At 42.3% G+C, this 16803-nt stretch carries 14 protein-coding genes and 2 pseudogenes; 9 read left to right on the forward strand and 7 right to left on the reverse strand.

Features of this window, described 5'->3' with window-relative positions:
• Positions 1-59: 59 nt before the first annotated feature.
• The 5 genes and pseudogenes from MKP07_RS43170 to MKP07_RS29865 form a co-directional block, all read right to left on the reverse strand.
• Positions 60-1915: pseudogene (locus MKP07_RS43170) on the reverse strand (phosphoenolpyruvate carboxykinase (GTP)).
• A gap of 229 nt (positions 1916-2144) precedes the next feature.
• The gene (locus MKP07_RS29850; protein WP_240851633.1) at positions 2145-2924 is read right to left on the reverse strand and encodes a GLPGLI family protein; all 780 of its coding nucleotides are present in this window, start codon (positions 2922-2924) and stop codon (positions 2145-2147) included.
• Positions 2925-2971: 47 nt separating this feature from the next.
• Positions 2972-4279: an outer membrane beta-barrel protein gene (locus tag MKP07_RS29855; RefSeq protein ID WP_317236158.1), complete on the reverse strand. Its 1308-nt coding sequence runs from the start codon at positions 4277-4279 to the stop codon at positions 2972-2974.
• A 354-nt stretch (positions 4280-4633) separates the two neighbouring features.
• Positions 4634-5167, reverse strand: a complete 534-nt coding sequence (locus tag MKP07_RS29860; protein ID WP_240851635.1) for a hypothetical protein — start codon at positions 5165-5167, stop codon at positions 4634-4636.
• Entirely contained in the window at positions 5158-5571 is a 414-nt protein-coding gene (locus tag MKP07_RS29865; RefSeq protein WP_240851637.1) for a hypothetical protein, read from the reverse strand. Before MKP07_RS29865 ends, MKP07_RS29860 begins: the two co-directional genes overlap by 10 nt.
• 494 nt (positions 5572-6065) lie before the next feature.
• On the opposite strand from MKP07_RS29865, the pseudogene MKP07_RS29870 reads away from it, so the two are divergent.
• The 3 genes and pseudogenes from MKP07_RS29870 to MKP07_RS29885 all read left to right on the forward strand — a co-directional run bounded on the left by MKP07_RS29870 (position 6066) and on the right by MKP07_RS29885 (position 8821).
• Positions 6066-7567, forward strand: a pseudogene (locus MKP07_RS29870) (sulfatase-like hydrolase/transferase).
• A gap of 71 nt (positions 7568-7638) precedes the next feature.
• A complete protein-coding gene (locus tag MKP07_RS29880) occupies positions 7639-8241 on the forward strand; it encodes an HD domain-containing protein (RefSeq protein WP_240851639.1) in 603 nt (200 codons plus the stop codon).
• A 202-nt stretch (positions 8242-8443) separates the two neighbouring features.
• Positions 8444-8821: a hypothetical protein gene (locus MKP07_RS29885; protein WP_240851640.1), complete on the forward strand. Its 378-nt coding sequence runs from the start codon at positions 8444-8446 to the stop codon at positions 8819-8821.
• 13 nt (positions 8822-8834) lie between these two features.
• Here MKP07_RS29885 and MKP07_RS29890 read toward each other — a convergent pair whose 3' ends face one another.
• A complete protein-coding gene (locus tag MKP07_RS29890; RefSeq protein WP_240851643.1) occupies positions 8835-9389 on the reverse strand; it encodes a SixA phosphatase family protein in 555 nt (184 codons plus the stop codon).
• 442 nt (positions 9390-9831) lie between these two features.
• Here MKP07_RS29890 and MKP07_RS29895 point away from each other — a divergent pair, with 442 nt between their 5' ends.
• The 6 genes from MKP07_RS29895 to MKP07_RS29920 all read left to right on the forward strand — a co-directional run bounded on the left by MKP07_RS29895 (position 9832) and on the right by MKP07_RS29920 (position 16128).
• On the forward strand, positions 9832-10284 hold the full coding sequence (locus tag MKP07_RS29895; RefSeq protein WP_240851645.1) for a hypothetical protein: 453 nt from the start codon (positions 9832-9834) through the stop codon (positions 10282-10284).
• Between the two features lie 206 nt (positions 10285-10490).
• Entirely contained in the window at positions 10491-11348 is an 858-nt protein-coding gene (locus MKP07_RS29900) for an FG-GAP repeat domain-containing protein (RefSeq protein WP_240851646.1), read from the forward strand.
• An 11-nt stretch (positions 11349-11359) separates the two neighbouring features.
• Positions 11360-12433, forward strand: a complete 1074-nt coding sequence (locus MKP07_RS29905; protein WP_317236159.1) for an Ig-like domain-containing protein — start codon at positions 11360-11362, stop codon at positions 12431-12433.
• 176 nt (positions 12434-12609) lie between these two features.
• On the forward strand, positions 12610-12879 hold the full coding sequence (locus tag MKP07_RS29910; protein WP_240851648.1) for a carboxypeptidase-like regulatory domain-containing protein: 270 nt from the start codon (positions 12610-12612) through the stop codon (positions 12877-12879).
• Positions 12880-12947: 68 nt separating this feature from the next.
• The gene (locus MKP07_RS29915) at positions 12948-14963 is read left to right on the forward strand and encodes a TonB-dependent siderophore receptor (protein WP_240851650.1); all 2016 of its coding nucleotides are present in this window, start codon (positions 12948-12950) and stop codon (positions 14961-14963) included.
• Positions 14944-16128, forward strand: a complete 1185-nt coding sequence (locus tag MKP07_RS29920; RefSeq protein ID WP_240851652.1) for a PepSY-associated TM helix domain-containing protein — start codon at positions 14944-14946, stop codon at positions 16126-16128. Before MKP07_RS29915 ends, MKP07_RS29920 begins: the two co-directional genes overlap by 20 nt.
• A gap of 369 nt (positions 16129-16497) precedes the next feature.
• Here the strand turns inward: MKP07_RS29920 and MKP07_RS29925 are convergent, their stop codons facing one another.
• Entirely contained in the window at positions 16498-16716 is a 219-nt protein-coding gene (locus MKP07_RS29925) for a hypothetical protein (RefSeq protein ID WP_240851653.1), read from the reverse strand.
• Positions 16717-16803: the final 87 nt, after the last annotated feature.

Raw genomic sequence — 16803 nt, forward strand, 5'->3', positions numbered from 1 at the left:
GATAAAAAGGAGCCCATGGTTTAAACCATGGGCTCCTTTTTTAATGCTGTTCAGTATTATTATGATTGCGCTGTTTTCCTTTGCTTTTTATTCGATCTCCAGAGATTAGACAATAAAAGTTCCCTTATAAAAGTCATTTCCTTAGGTAACCGGTCATATAATTTAAAGAATAGCTCGTCTTGCGAAGCAATCTCCTTAATCCAGAGATCCCTGTTGATGCTCATCACATTGTCAAAGTCATTTTCGGTGAAATCCTCCATGCCCCGCCAGTCGATATGTTCATACTTAGGCATCCATCCCAATGGCATTTCTACGCCCTTTGACTTACCCCGCGCTCTTTCCACTACCCATTTCAGCACCCGCATATTTTCTCCAAAGCCTGGCCACAAGAAAGAGCCGTCCTCTCCTTTTCTAAACCAATTCACAGAAAAGATGCGTGGAGGTTCCGGAATCTGCCTTCCAAAATTCAGCCAGTGCCCGAAATAATCGCCCATGTGATAACCGGAGAAGGGCAACATGGCAAAGGGATCCCTGCGTACCTCGCCGATATTTCCGAAAGCGGCGGCGGTCATTTCCGATCCCATGGTGGCAGCCATATAAACACCAAAAGACCAGTTAAAAGACTGCATGATTAATGGAACAACGGCATTTCGGCGACCACCAAATATAAAGGCTGAAACAGGAACACCTTTCGGGTCATCAAATTTTTCGTCAATAGAAGGACATTGAGCCGCAGGGGCCGTAAACCTTGCATTGGGATGTGCAGCCTTGGTTTCGCTGGCAGGTGTCCAGTCGTTGCCTTGCCAATCAATTGCATGCGGCGGAGGGGCGCCATCCATTCCTCCCACCATACATCGCCATCATCGGTAAGCGCCACATTCGTAAAAATGGTATTAGCGCTGATGGTCTCCATTGCATTGGGATTGGTTTTAAAATTAGTGCCCGGCGCAACACCAAAAAATCCTGCTTCCGGGTTAATGGCATGTAATCTCCCCTGCTCATCTGGTTTGATCCAGGCAATATCATCACCAACAGTGGTCACTTTCCAGCCTTCTTCAGTAAAAGCAGCCGGCGGGATCATCATAGCAAAATTTGTTTTGCCACAGGCAGAGGGAAATGCAGCGCAAACGTAATCCTTCTTCCCGTCAGGAGACTCTACACCCACAATCAGCATGTGTTCTGCCAGCCAGTTCTGTTCGCGGGCCAGCGTAGATGCTATGCGTAAGGCCAGGCATTTCTTGCCCAGCAAAGCATTACCACCATAGCCTGATCCATAGCTCCAGATTAGCCTTTCTTCCGGAAAGTGAACAATATATTTATCTTTCGGATCAGGAGAGCAGGGCCAGGGAACATCAGGTTGACCTTCGGCCAGTGGCATACCTACCGAATGCAAACAATACACAAATTCCCGGTTGCCCATGGCCTCCAAAGCCCGGGTACCCATCCTGGTCATGAGGTTCATATTTACCACGACATAAGGAGAATCGGTGATCTGTACTCCAAACTGGGATATCGGAGAGCCTATTGGTCCCATGCAAAAAGGAATGATATACATAGTACGTCCGCGCATACTGCCATCGAGCTTTGGTTCCAATATGGCTTTCATTTCGCGTGGCGCCATCCAGTTGTTAGTGGGTCCGGCATCGCCTGGTGCGAGAGAACATATATAAGTGCGGTCTTCTACCCTTGCAACATCAGATGGGTGAGAGCGGGCCAGGAACGAATTGGGTCTCTTTTCAGGATTTAAGCGGACAAAAGTACCGCTTTCTACCATTTCATTACATAAGCGATCATACTCTTCGTCTGACCCATTACACCAGTAAACCTGCGACGGTTTACAGAGTTCGGCCATTTTACTAACCCATTTTTTTAGTTCAGCATTAGTTAGGTTTATCGGCGTGTTAACATGCTTCATATAGCTTTCAAAATAAATTTAATGAAAGCTACAAATGTATACGCTTGCCAGACATAGGGTTGCGAACCGGCTTAAAGACTATTAAATGAAAAAATGATCCTATTAAAAAATATGCAATGAAAACCATTTATACAGACAAAATAGTTGTCTAGTAGTTGAAATTCTTGCCTATTTTGAATATTTTCCAAAAAATAGAAAAATCGATACAGCAATTCAACCGTAAGTAGAGCTACAGATCCATAAAGAATTGTACCCAGGCAGAAGTGAGGTTAAAATCTTTAAGCATTTTGGAAGTAACCACATTAAATTCTTTATTGTTGGTAAGAATATTCTTACCCTGAACCGGCAATTTCCATTTGTCTGGTGCAGTATCGAATCCCGTAATGCTGGTAGCAAAAATAGTGATATGCTGATGTGGGATCGCCAGACCTAAGATCATACCCGGCAGGCCATTAAAAGACTCAGGTCCACCCCTGGTTATTATTTCATCCGTATAAAAAGCCACCACATAAATGGAGTCGAAAAATAACGCATTGGCCCTGTGACATTGATATCCCGCAATTTCCCTGGTCTCATCCACTAACTTCCATTTGATATTTTTCAAAGAATCTTTTACAAAAAATGATTTTTCAAAAGCCTGTTTTACTGTTGTTACTTCTGCAGATTCGAAATTGCTATACACCTGGTTTTTATAGGCTACAGGAATTGCAAAAGTTTTCGAAAAGTCTATATCCGGGTTTACCGGTTGGTATAAACTATGTCCCTTATCGAAAAATAGATCAAAGCTATCCTTCCAGAACTGTGGCGCTGTACTTCGGTATTGCTGCATAAAAGTAGGTATCTGGTCTGCCGGTACCTGTTTGGTCTCGCCGAGGAAAATATTCATAGCAGCAAAAGTATTTACACTACGCTCATACCGTATCTTACCGCTATTGATAAATGCAGCGTACTGTGCATGTACCAGGAGTGAAGAAAATGAAAGAAGAATATAAAAAGCAATTTTTTTCATGACATTTGAATTTAATAATGAACCTTTTAATGAAAATCCGGCAATAATTATTGTTTAAGGTTATTAAACTTTGTAAAGCTCCAGGTAGCTCCAATCATAAAGAAGCGGCGTATAGTGGTGTAACGGTTTTCGGAGAAGAAGGTATTTGTAGCCGTTCTCTCGTAACCATTGTTCTGGTTCAGAATATCATTGCAGGACAGCTTCACGGTAAGCTGGTCGTTCTTTAAGAAATTCCTGCCGATCCACGCATTCCATATTGTACGGTTAAAGTCGTTGGCAAATGCCTGTGTTTTTTCCTGCCAGAGATAAACGGCATCAGTATGCAATTGAAACTTCTTCAGGAAATACACGTCCACCGATGGGTTAACTGTAGTAAAAAGATAATTATTCTTTATATCGGGCTGTAAAGATGATTTGTTTACCGTATACCCAACCTGGCCGAGCAGGTACACCGTGTAGCTTTTGAATTTTGTCTTATGCATTTCGACTGCAAAAGCAGAAGTATTGTAATTAAGTTTATTGATCTCGTTGTTAATAGGACTGTAAGAAGTTCCGCCGCTAAAATTAAGCCCCACACCTGTTTGTATATCCACGCCTTTAATTTTCTTGGAATAGTAGGTGTTTAAGTAATAACTATTGTTGTTATAACCATCCATATTTACAAACCGGTAGGTATAAGCGCCGGAAGGACTCACCAAAATAGATTGTGTAATAGGGTTAGAGGTAAGTGTGTAATTGAAGTTGGCTCCATAATACACATTCGTTACAATTTTGCTGGCGTAAAAATAACCGTTGACACTGTTATTGAAGCTATTGTCCAGGTCTGTATTGGTTACATAAGTAACTAACTGCGAATTATTATATCTGAATGGCATCAGCTGGTTGCGTGTGGGATTTACAGAAGAGCCGTTATAGCTTATATTAATGGCTTTGTAATTACTGAACTTGTAATTAAAGCTCGCGCTTGGGTACCAATTGGTGAAGGAACGGTTTAACTGTTGCAGGGTATAATCATCCCCTATGTCCATGTTCACCAGCTTTATGTTATTACCTATTTTAACTGTCATCTTCTTTAACGCATAGTTCAATGCTGCGCCAGCCTGGTTACCCCATACGCTTGCACTCATTTTAGTACTGAATGCCGTATCAATTACATTGCCCAACGGATTATCTGCCAGATTAAAAGATCGTTTATCGTCCTGGTTCTTATCATTATTTAATGTATAGTTCAGGATCAGTGATAATTTAGAGGTCAGCGGTTCGGTGTAATTCACATTCATACTTAATGTACGCCAGTCATCGTTCATACGTCTTCTCAAATGCAGCAGGGCAGAACTATCGGGATTATTATTGATGTCGAAGAAATTACTATTGGAACGACTCTCCCTTTTGAAGCATCATTAGAGAAATTATTTCTTGAATAAATAGAAATGGTCCTTCCGTATTTTTTCAGCTTTTTCTCCCAGGACAGGTTCACATTAAATGTATTGATATCATAGTCGCTAAAACCGGAGCGGTATTATCATACAAACGGGTGCTATCTCCCCTGAGATTATTGGTACGGCTTTTACTGGAATTTTTACTGTTGCTTACATTACCATCCGCAAAAACAGTAAAAGTGGAAGTTGTATCTGATTTTAGAATGTACTTAGCATTGGCTTTATGACTAACACTCGAATTATTGAAGTTGCTGTTAGCATTGCTCAGGATTAATCCGTAGGAAGATTATTCTGCGAATTAGTTACTTCCTCTCCTTCTACATCCAGGAGATTCAATTTGTAATTACCGTTGATGGATTCTTTATCGGTATTCCATTTTTTATCATAGTGTATACCTCCCGATATCGCTTTAGGTAAGCCCTTTCCCGAATAATTTTCACCTCCCTGGTCATCATCCCCGATCTTTTCCTTATCTGCAGAACCTAGCCCAGTTCTGCCGATATTGCTCACCGTTCCGTAAGCTGACATACGCCTTTTACCCTTGAAAAGATTGGCCACTCCCTGGGCATTGTAGCGGCCATTGGTACCCGCACCAGCTTCTGCTTTGCCAAAAAGGCCGTGATTTTTATCTTCCTTAATTTTAAGATTGATGGTTTTATCTCTAACACCATCCTCTATACCCGTAAAAGCCGCAGCATCCGATTTCTTATCAAACACCTGTACCTTATCGATCATATCAGCGCGCAGGTTCCTGGTTACCAATGTGGGATCATCACTAAAAAACTCCTCGCCATCTACCAGCACTTTTTTACTTTTTGTCCCTGCGCCGTAATATTGCCAAACTGATCAATCTGCAAACCCGGCAGTTCTCTCAGCAGATCTTCCACTGATGCATTGGGCTGAACCCTGAAGCTATCTGCCAGATATTCTGTTGTATCGCCTTTTATTTTGATGGCGGCCGCCTTCGAAGAAACGATTACCTGTTCCAACAGCTTTTCTTTAGGGATCAGGCTTACATTCTCCATCGTCAACACTCCTTTAGCACTCTTTTTCATATCCACCCTGTGAGAGTAGTCCACGTAGCGCGGATAGGTGAAGAACAAAACATATTGCGCCGTATCCGACAGGTTTTTAAAGGTAAATTTGCCATCCTTCTCCACACGGGTATCTTTCAGGATAAAAGAATCTTTTCCATTCAGCAATACCACACTTGCATTGTGCAGGTTAATACCCGAGCTGGTATCCTTAACCGTACCGGTAATAGTACCATTTTGGGCAAAAACAGACAGGCCAGCGCTTAAAAAAGCACGAAACTTAGAATAATGTATTTATATAGCATCAGGTAGGATATATTTTTTCGACAATACAGTTAATTTTTAACGCGCAAAATTAAATAATATCAGGAAGGCTTTCACCATCTGGTGAAATTTCTGTCACCTTATACAACCATTCATCAATATTTGATGGTAATTGCACTTTCCCTGATGTACATCGTTTAAGTGAAGTAAAAAGTTACAAATACAGCAAAATTCAATCGTTTGCACTTGTTTGCAGCATAAAAAGCAAAGGGTTTCCCATTACATTTGTTTTTTCTGTTCGCTTTTACAGCTGCCTCAGGCGACGATTCGGAGCGATACAACCTTATTTAATTGTAAAATGCCCTGCTATGTGTAAATTAAACATGCGCGTCCTTACGCTGTTGATGGTCCTGGTAATCTCTCAATATTCGTATAGCCAAAACCCGGCGAAACCACAAAATGTTATCCTTATTATTGCCGATGATATTGGTTACGGCGATTTGAGTTGTTATGGAGCTACAGCAATCCGTACACCCCATGTTGACCAGGTGGCCAAAAGAGGATTACTTTTTCGGATGCACATACAACGGCTTCCACCTGTACTCCTTCCCGCTATTCGCTTTTTACGGGTGAATATAACTGGCGTAAAAAAGGAACAGGAATAGCAACGGGCGATGCGGGGATGGTGATAAGACCAGAACAGTTCACCATGGCCGACATGTTCCGCCAAGCTAACTATACTACCGGCGCTATTGGCAAATGGCATCTCGGCCTGGGAGACAGGCAAGGTGACCAGGATTGGAACGGGTTTATTACACCGGGACCTGCAGATATCGGATTTGACTATTCCTTTTTGATGGCTGCGACCGGCGATCGCGTGCCCTGTGTTTGGGTAGAAAATCAAAGAGTGGCGAATTATGACCCTTCTGCACCTATTGCTGTAAGCTACAAAACGCCCTTCCCCGGCGAGCCACTGGGTAAAGACCATCCCGAATTGCTTACGAAGCTAAAGCCCTCTCTTAATCATGGACATAATCAGGCGATTGTAAACGGTATCTCCCGTATCGGGTATATGAAAGGCGGCGGCAAGGCATTGTGGCAGGATGAATTTATTGCAGATACAATTGCTTCGCGGGCAACCAGCTTTATTAAAAAACATACACAGCAACCATTCTTTCTGTATGTGGGCACTAATGACATTCATGTGCCCCGGTATCCGCATCCAAGATTTGCCGGTAAAAGCGGCATGGGGTTTCGTGGCGATGCTATTCTTCAGTTTGACTGGACCGTTGGCGAAATTGTAAAAGCTTTGAAAGATGCCGGCTTGTTCGACAATACCCTCATCGTTATCAGCAGCGATAACGGGCCCGTAGTAGACGACGGCTACCAGGATGAGGCTGAAGCATTATTGGGAAAGCATCAGCCCTGGGGATCATTGCATACCCGGAGTGGCAAGTACAGCAATTTTGAAGCGGGCACCAGGGTTCCGTTTATAGTAAGCTGGCCCTCACATGTTAAAAGCGGCCGATCCAATGCACTATTTACGCAGGTAGACCTTTTAGCCTCTTTTGCAGCACTGGTGGGCCAGAAGCCATTGCCTAAACAGGTCACCGACAGCCAGGATCAATTAATGACCTTGTTAGGCAATAATAAGAAAGGCCGGCAATATATTATTGAGTCATCAACATCTCTGGCTATTTCGGACGGTGAATGGAAATATATTGCACCCAATCAATCACCGGCTTTTTATGAATTAACAAAAACCCGATCGGGTAATGCGCCGGAGGATCAATTATATCACCTGAAAAAGATCTTGCAGAAACCAGGAACCTGGCTAAAGATCAGCCTGCAAAAGTTGCAGCATTTAAAGCCCTGCTGCAACAGGAAAAAGAAAAGGGATATATGAAAGATCGGTAGAACCAGAAAATTGAGCAGTTGCTGTGCAATCTATAATGTGTAGGCCTATCTTTACCGGCTATGGATCAGCAATCGATTTTAGAAGCCGTAAGAGCATTTGTTTGCCGCGAATTTTCGGGTGAAGGAACGGGACACGATTTTTTCCACCTGGAAAGAGTAGTGAAAACAGCAGTAAGGATCGCAAACCGGGAACATGCAGACCTGTTTTTAACGGAGCTGGCCGCCTGGTTACACGATGTGGGAGATCACAAACTCAACAATGGGGTTGACAAATCAGCAGAACAAATTACCGCCATTTTAAAGGAATTGAACGTTCCCGTAGATATAATAAGCAATGTAATCACTATTGTTTCGCAGGTTTCCTTCAGTAAAGGAAAAACGGCTGAAAGTATAGAAGCTAAAATTGTACAGGATGCAGACCGCCTGGATGCCATCGGTGCCATTGGACTGGCCAGGGTTTTTGCCTTTGGAGGCAGCAAGCAACGAGAGATATACAATCCTAAACATCCAGACCAGACTACCATTCAGCATTTTTATGATAAACTCCTGAAGCTAAAAGACCTCATGCATACAGAGACCGCCAGGCAGATTGCATTGGAGCGGCATGTTTACCTGGAGTCATTCTTAAAACGCTTTTATGATGAATGGAATGGTGAAGCCTGAGGTCCGCTTTTTTCCTCTTCTATAAATTTAAAATTACCTGCAACCAAAAACATCACCGGATAAATTTGAAGCTTATAAAACATGTAAACCTCGCAAACCAAGACGAAATAGTTTTTACGACATCAAGCGTATTATTGGGCTATCTGAAAGGCTCTCAAATAATAAAATGGTTTCTCCTATTTTCGCTTTATGATAGAAAAGCATGAAGTATATCCCCAAACCGGGAATGACCGTTGTTTATCTGCTGTTACTGGGTCTGGTATTGCTGCTGTTTATGGGCAGAAGCAAAATGTCTCTACGTTCTGAAATATTGCTGTCAGTTTATCCTGATTTCTATCAACACGTATCTAACTTTTCTATTTCCTACATGCTGTTTTCAATCGTTGGCTATATGTGGCTGATCATGGGTGTGAAATTGGGTAAGATAATGATCGCAGGTGTTCTCATAGTGCTTGCTAATTTTATATACGAGTTATTCCTTCCCTTTATCAATACCAAAGATATTGTTGATGCCTATTTTGGAATGGGGGTGTTATTCTGGGTTGTTTATTCCTGTACCCGGCAAGCAAATACGGTCTGAAAGAAAAGCCAGGTCAATAAGCTAAATGAACCAAATCAACCAGTTCCGTTCCTTTTAGAGAAAGAATCCACATATTGTCAAATTCAGTTTCCGGAAGATCTTTATATTCTTTTGTTTTAGTAAGCCTGTTTAAGATCAGCGGAACCGTATTGGAATGTCCTACAAATACCAGGGTTTTTCCTCTGTTACCGCTTACCAGCGATGCGATCGTGTCCATATACATCGGGTTATAATCTGTGATGGGTATGCCACTTTGTGCGCTTAATGCAGCTACCGTCTCCCTGGTTCTTTTGTAAGGTGTGCTGTATATAGCATCTATCTTGGTTTTCGACAATATTTTTGCCAAAGCCGCGGCCCTGCTTTTTCCAATAACTGATAAAGAAGGATCTTTTGACCCCTCATCAGCTTTTTCTGCGTGACGGATAATGAATACCCTGGTGATGGAATCTTTTTGAGCGGCAACATCCTTTTGATCAACTACTATAACAAGCAGGACAGTAAGCCATCTGGCAATAGTTTTAAATCGGCTCATAGCATATAAATAAAAGTGATGAGATCTGGTTTTCATAGCCGGGCTTCAAACACCATATTCTTTTTCCGGCTGTTACGAAGATAACTTTTATGGACACAATAATGTGCCGGATTAATAAATGCTAAAATAATCTGATACCGCGCCTCATTATGCAAGGTGCTTTACATTATATAGAACCAAAAGAAACCAACTACTGGAATCAATATTATTTACCGGCATAGCGCAACTGATTTTTTCCTTCAGATTTATCCCATTTAAATATTCCTCAGCATGGGTATAGCCGTCTTCTGCGGCGTAACAATTGTAAATCCCTGTTACTATCAAGGATAGAGTTAGGTAGCAGATCTGCTTTTCACCTTTCAAAAGCCGCTGCTCACCGGTAATACAAGGGCTATTCATCCTTTTGCTATTGACAGAAGGCTACCGGCAAGTGTATGTTTGTGAAACAAATCAACAAATAATACTACAAACACATACAATGAAAAATTTAATTTTATCTGCCGTTGTTCTTCTAACTGTAAGCTTTAGTGCCAATGCTTCAACAGTTGAACCTGTTGTTAACTCAAAAGCACAGGAAACCTTTACTACAACATTTAAGGCTGCGGAGAATGTGAAATGGAGCAGTGCAGGTTCTCATTATGAAGCCTATTTTGAAAGCGATGGCGTTAAAACCCGCGCTACCATCGATGCTAAAGGCAATTTATTGCAAACAATCCGCTACTATAAAGAAGATAATTTACCTGCCAGTGTCCTTTACAATTTAAAAAATAGCTACAAAGGAAAAACTATACATGGAGTAACCGAAGTAATCAATAAAAACGGAACCAATTACCGTATAGTTTTAAAAGATAATAAATATTACAGCCATATCAACGCCAACCAGGCAGGCGATACAGAGTTAGTTGCAAAATACACCAGGGGCGACAAGTAAGCCACTAAAAGGTGATCTATATATACAAAGAGGAGATTTTGTCTCCTCTTTCTTATTTTTCAGCATGTCGTCCGGGCTTTTTCGCTTACAATATTTATCTTCGAACCCAAGTTAAAATCAGCCTTTTAACTAATATTTTGCCCTTTATTAAACCGGCTTTCTAATGCTTATAGCGTTCTGACAGTCACCCTCAAACCTAAACATGTATGCAAACAACAAAACGCGTTGTACTACCTATTCTTCTGTGCGCAATCCTGCGGGGATCTAAAATGCTAAAATCATTGATACTTTTATGGCTACTGATCATGGGTGCTCCAATCCTATCAAAAGCCCAGGTGACTTTTTCCAGTCCTGGATTGCCCCCAGGTCTGGAATTTACCGGTGGTGGTCTTGGATCAGTTCAGGTAGCTGATCTAAACGGTGACGGCTATTCCGATATCATTTACAACACTTCAATCGGAGGAGGTATTACTTATCTACAAAACAACGCAGGAGCATCTTTTAGTACACCCGCCAGTAACCCATTTGGAGCTTTTTCAGGAGCCACGCCCGCGGGAGTAGTAATAACTAACGCTATCATAGCAGATTTCGACCGTGATGGCGACAACGACATCTGGATGCCGGTAGCAGGAGTATCGAACGACTTTTACCTTCGTAATGACGGAAGTATTTTTGTATCGATATCACTACCCTCAGGAATGGAATTTACTGGCGCGGGTGCAGGTAGCATAAAAGTAGCGGATATTAATCAGGATGGATACCCTGATATTATTTATAACGCAGCGGCAGCTGGCGCCATTACCTATCTACAGAATAACGGATGGGCTTCTTTCAGCACTCCTGCAGTAAATCCTTTTTCTGCATTCACCGCCGCTAGTCCTGCGGGAACACTGTTCAATCAAAGCTGCGACATAGCAGATTATGACGGAGATGGCGATCTGGATGTATGGGTTCGTTTATCTGGCGCAGGAAATGATGTGTATTTACGCAATGATGCAGGCACTTATGTTTCAGGATCAGTCCTCTCGGGCCAGGAGTTCAGCTTGGCCGGTACGGCGCTGTAGAAGTTGCTGACATTAATGGAGACGGGCTGGTTGATATCCTGTTTTTTGCTTCTGCAGGCGGCCCTGTAACCTACTTGCAAAATAATCTGGGTTCCTTTTCAACACCCGCTTCAGACCCTTTTCTAGCTTATTCTGGAGGTACTCCGTCGGGTACCGTTGCCGGTACTGCTATGAATGTAGCAGACTTCGATGGGGATGGCGACCTGGATATCTGGGGGCGTAACACAGGCACTTCTGCTGACTTTTACTCGGTAAACAGCGGCACTCCTCCGCGGCTTATCTCCAGTACACCGGTACGCAATGCTACCAATGTAATCAGAAGCACCAACATTGCATTGGTATTTTCGAAGCCAGTTTATGCAGGCACCGGGTCCTTTCAGATCAGGCGGATTTCGGACAATTCTATCCTTGAAACTATAGCAGCTAATGGAGCTGCCGTCTCAGGGTCTGGCACAACAACCATTGTGATAAACCCACTATCTACCTTATTAAGTACTACCACTTATTACCTGACGTTTAACCGAACAGCACTTGCAGATGCACAAGGAATCATCGCTGGTAGCCTAAGTACAAACGCACGTACACCTGCGTCCTCTCCTGATTTTCTAAGCTTCACCACATCAGCGGTACTGCCCGTAACCTTTGGCAATCTTGCAGCTGTATTGAGGAATGGAGAATTGCTTGTTGATTGGAGCACGCTGACGGAATCTTCTAACGATCATTTTGAAATAGAAGCTTCTCCTAATGGTCAATCATTTACTGTTATTGGGAAAACAAGCAGCAAAGCGGTCGGAGGTAATTCTTCTACAACCATCAGCTACAATTTTACCAGGGCTGTACCGGGCGGTCTCCTTGCTGCCGGCATATTTTTAGCAGCGTTGGCCGGGTTTAAGTTAAGGTCGAGACGCAAAAACCTTGTTTCTGTTATAATGATAGCTTTGGCTGCCATAGTTATATTCTCAGCCTGCAATAAGCAAAGCAAGGACCTGGTGAATAGCGACAACAAAATCTACATCCGTGTGGCACAGGTAGATAAAGATGGTACGAAAAGCTATAGTAAGGTGGTGACTGCGCAAAGCGAGTAATTCCACTTCCGTAAAGTATTGAAGCATTGTCTGAAAAGGCAATGCTTTTTTTGTTAAACCGGGGCTATACTTCTATTCCTTCAAAACTCAGTTTCAGATTTTCCGCATTTCGTAAATGATTATTTCCAGCGCTTAATACCTTCGGAAAATTTTTCACGAATCTTTAAATCATTTTGATGAAACTATCTGGGTTGGGGTGTCAATGGATTATGCTTTTTGTTTTAATGTTATTGGGTAGCGCCGCTTTAGCACAGTCGGGAACTATAAAAGGAAGGGTAACTACAAGCGACGACCAGCCGGCGCCTTATGTAACGATTACTGCTGTAGGATCGAGCCGTAATGTGATTACGGATGAGGCTGGCTTTTATACGCTTACAAAAGTTCCTGCCGGAGACTATGAACTGGAAGCTTCTTTTGTCGGATATGAAACCCTGAAAAAAATATAACAGTTGCAGCGAACCAGACAGTAGTAGCCGATTTTAAGATCACTATTTCCAATAGTCAGCTTCAGGAAGTGATTGTAACCAATTCTAAAAATAAATTTGTATATAAGTCGAGCGAATATGTGGCACGTATGCCGCTGAAAAACCTGGAAAACCCTCAGGTGTACAACGTTGTGGGTCGGGCTTTAATACAGGATCAGTTGATCATAGAACGTACAGATCTGTATAGGAATATTCCAGGCTCGGTACCCAATTTTTCTGCAGGAGGATCAATGGGGTTGAGTATGAGGGGGTTTTCTACTACAATCGGTATGAGAAACGGTATGGCCACCAGCGCCATAGTACCTTTAAATCCGGCGATACTGGAAAGAATTGAATCTATTAAAGGTCCGTCGGGCACTTTATTTGGAAGCAATCGCAATGTTACTTTTGGCGGAGTTTATAATTATGTTACCAAACGCCCTTATGAGGAATTTGGAGGAGAGATCAGCGTTGCAGGTGGCAGTTTTGAATTTGGTCGCGTAACGGCTGATATTAATACACCTATCAATAAAGAAAAAACAGCTTTATTTCGTATTAATGCTGCGGCACAATCAGAAGGCAGTTTCCAGGACCAGGGTTTTAATAAAAACTTTACCATTGCACCCACTTTTTCTTACCAGGTTAATGACCGTTTGAAACTGATTCTTGATATGGAAATGACTCGTGGCAACTATACTGTTGTTTCCTTTGGATTGGGCAACCTGGCCAATATCACTGCCCGGAATTTTAACGACCTGCCGCTGGATTATAAAAAATCCTATATCAACAATAGTATTGATGTAAATAACGGGATCAATAATATACAGGCGCAGGTGGAATATAAAATTTCCAATAAATGGAAGTCGCAAACCAATTACCTGTACTCTGTAGGCTATTATAAAAACCTTTACTGGACTGCTTTGAATATGACCACGGACTCGACCTTTACCCGTGTAGTAAGAAACCAAACGCCTGAAACTTTTGGAAATATAGAAGTACAGCAAAATTTTATAGGTGATTTCAAGATCGGATCAATTCGTAACAGACTGGTAGCAGGTATCGATTATAATCATAATTATAATGACCTGTATAGAGCCACTGTTAATTTTGATGTAGTTAATTTACGTCAGGCTGCAACACGCGGCATAAGCCGCCCGGCTGTTGACTCTATGTCATCGAGGCAGGGATTCTCTACTACCTCAACAGTAGCAAAAAACGCCAGCATTTACGCTTCTGATGTAGTAAATATTACGGATCATTTGCTGGCGATGCTAAGCCTGAGGGTTGACCGCTATTCCACTAAAGGCACATTTAATGTTTTAACCAGTTTGTATACCGGAGCATATGAGCAAACATCTTTGTCGCCTAAGTTTGGATTGGTGTACCAGGTTATTGCCAACAAACTATCGGTATTTGGTAATTATATGAACGGGTTTGTAAACCTCGCGCCGGTGACTCAGCCGGACAATACGATCCTGGTGCTGAAACCTCAGTACGGGAACCAGTTAGAGGGAGGCATTAAATTCGACCTGTTTAATACCAGATTAGCAGGAAGTGTGAGCGTGTATGACATCAGCGTTACCAACTCGATCCGCAAAGAAACAATTGAAGGCAGAGAATTCAACTTCCAGGATGGCACCCAGCGTAGCCGGGGTGTTGAAGCCGAAGTGATTGCCAATCCTATACTGGGTATGAACATTGTGGCGGGTTATGGATTTAACGAGAACAGGTACCGAAATGCCCCGGCAGCGCAGCAGGGTAAAAATGTAATCTTTAGCCCTAAAAATATCGGTAATCTTTGGGTAAGCTATTCGATCCTGGAAAGTAAAGCCAAAGGTTTAGGTTTTGGGGCTGGTGTTAATTATGTGGGAGATTCCTGGTTTGATGCTGCCAATAGTTTTAAAGTTCCCGGTTATACTTTAATCAGCGGCTCGGTATTTTATGATGTACAACGATACCGGTTTGCGCTAAAAGGCAATAATCTTACTAATGAGCGTTACTGGAATAATAACGGAACGCCGCAAAAACCATCCAATTTTATAGCTAGTGTCTCGTTCAAACTCTAAAGGAAAGTTTAAGAAAATCATTCAATGGTTTCATCTCTGGCTCGGGTTGATATCCGGGCTGGTGTTTTTCGTTATGGGTTTAACCGGTGCTATTTATGCCTATCAGCCTGAGTTATCCAAATTAATACAACCCTACCTTAGTGTAAAGGAAGAATCCCGTGCTTATCTGCCCATCTCTCAATTAAGTGAGATCGCTGCAAAGCAATTGCCCGGTAAAAAACCCACCAGGATCATTTACTATGCAAAAGATCGTGCAGTAACCGTACATTTTATTAAGCGGGGCGATCAGCCTTATTATTGGGCCGTATACCTGAATCCGTACAGTGGCGAGGTTTTAAAAACCAGCAATACGGAGACAGAGTTTTTCCGCTTTATATTGCGCGGACACATGTATTTATGGCTGCCCCAAAAAATCGGGCATGTGGTGGTGGCTACCTGCATGATCATTTTTACGGTCATTGTCATCTCCGGGCTTGTTCTTTGGTGGCCACGGAACAAAAATGCGCGAAAGAGCAGTTATACCATCAAATTAGGTACTTCTCCTAAAAGACTCAATTACGACCTGCATAAAGTACTGGGGTTTTATGCCAGCTGGGTACTCGTATTTATTATCGCAACAGGTATGGCATGGAGTTTTGAAAGCGTAATGAAAGCGGAGTACTGGTTATTCAGCGGAGGGAAAGAACGCCCCACTCCACCAAAATTCATTTCAGAGAACCAGGGTGATAGTACCTCGCGACCCGCATTAGACCAGATACTCTATACCGCTACACAAAGCTACCCAGGTATTGAGCACTACCAGGTAAGATTACCAGATTCTGACACGGCCTCTGTTCAGGTGATTATGTACCTGAAAGAAGGCAGGTTCGCACCGGCAGATAATCTATATTTCAATCAATACACAGCGGAACGTTTTACTGCTTCGAACTGGGGATTGTATAAGGATGCTAATGCCGGGGAAAAAGCCAACCGGATGACATATGATATACATACGGGCGGCATTGCAGGACTAGCAGGTCGTACACTTGTTTTTTTTACCGGTCTAATAGCTGCCTCGCTACCCATAACCGGGTTTTATATCTGGTGGGGTAAAAAGAAGAAGAAAAGAAAGCCAGCCAGAAAAATAAATATCCTCAAAAAGAAGCAGGAAGAATGTATGGTTTAGTCTCTTGAACACTATGCATTGTGTGTAGTTTGTTTTTTTACGAAGTAAGACTACTGTATTCCTCTATCACTGCTATTCCCCTTTTGAACAACCAAAGGTTAAAAGCTCGTTAAAGAAAACAGCAACAACAACTTTTTATTTTAGTCAGCGTTATTCATTATATAGTCGCAGCATAAAATTATTATAATAAAGATTTTCTCATAAGCAGTTAGTTTTGGTTTAAGCCCCACGTATCCACGCGGGGCTTTGTTTTTTGTACTCGTTGGATCAGTATGAAAGTATTTAGGTCGTACACAATTATCCGTCCATCATGAGTTAACAAAAAAATGTCACCACTTATAGGTGACGCGATACTTTAAATGCCCTCCTTTATTGATTTACCAAAACAACTTTACTATACGATTTACTACCATCCTTATCTACCTGGGCGATGCGGATATATGTTTTCTCTAAAGTGTTAGAGAACTGATAGTCATTTTGTTTAGAGCAGCTATATAATATTATACAAGCCACTGTTAATACGATAGCGCCCCTCAGTTTTTGCTTGACGCCCGGTAAAGCAAGTCCTAATACGGACAGAAGGCCCAAGCCTGCAATTGCAGTTAAACCTGAAGCATCAAGCGAAAAATCATATTTAATTTTAACAGCAGAACTGCCTCTTGGCGCCTTCGATAC

The sequence above is a fragment of the Paraniabella hibiscisoli genome (genome assembly GCF_022512515.1).
Taxonomy (GTDB): Bacteria; Bacteroidota; Bacteroidia; order Chitinophagales; family Chitinophagaceae; genus Niabella; species Niabella hibiscisoli.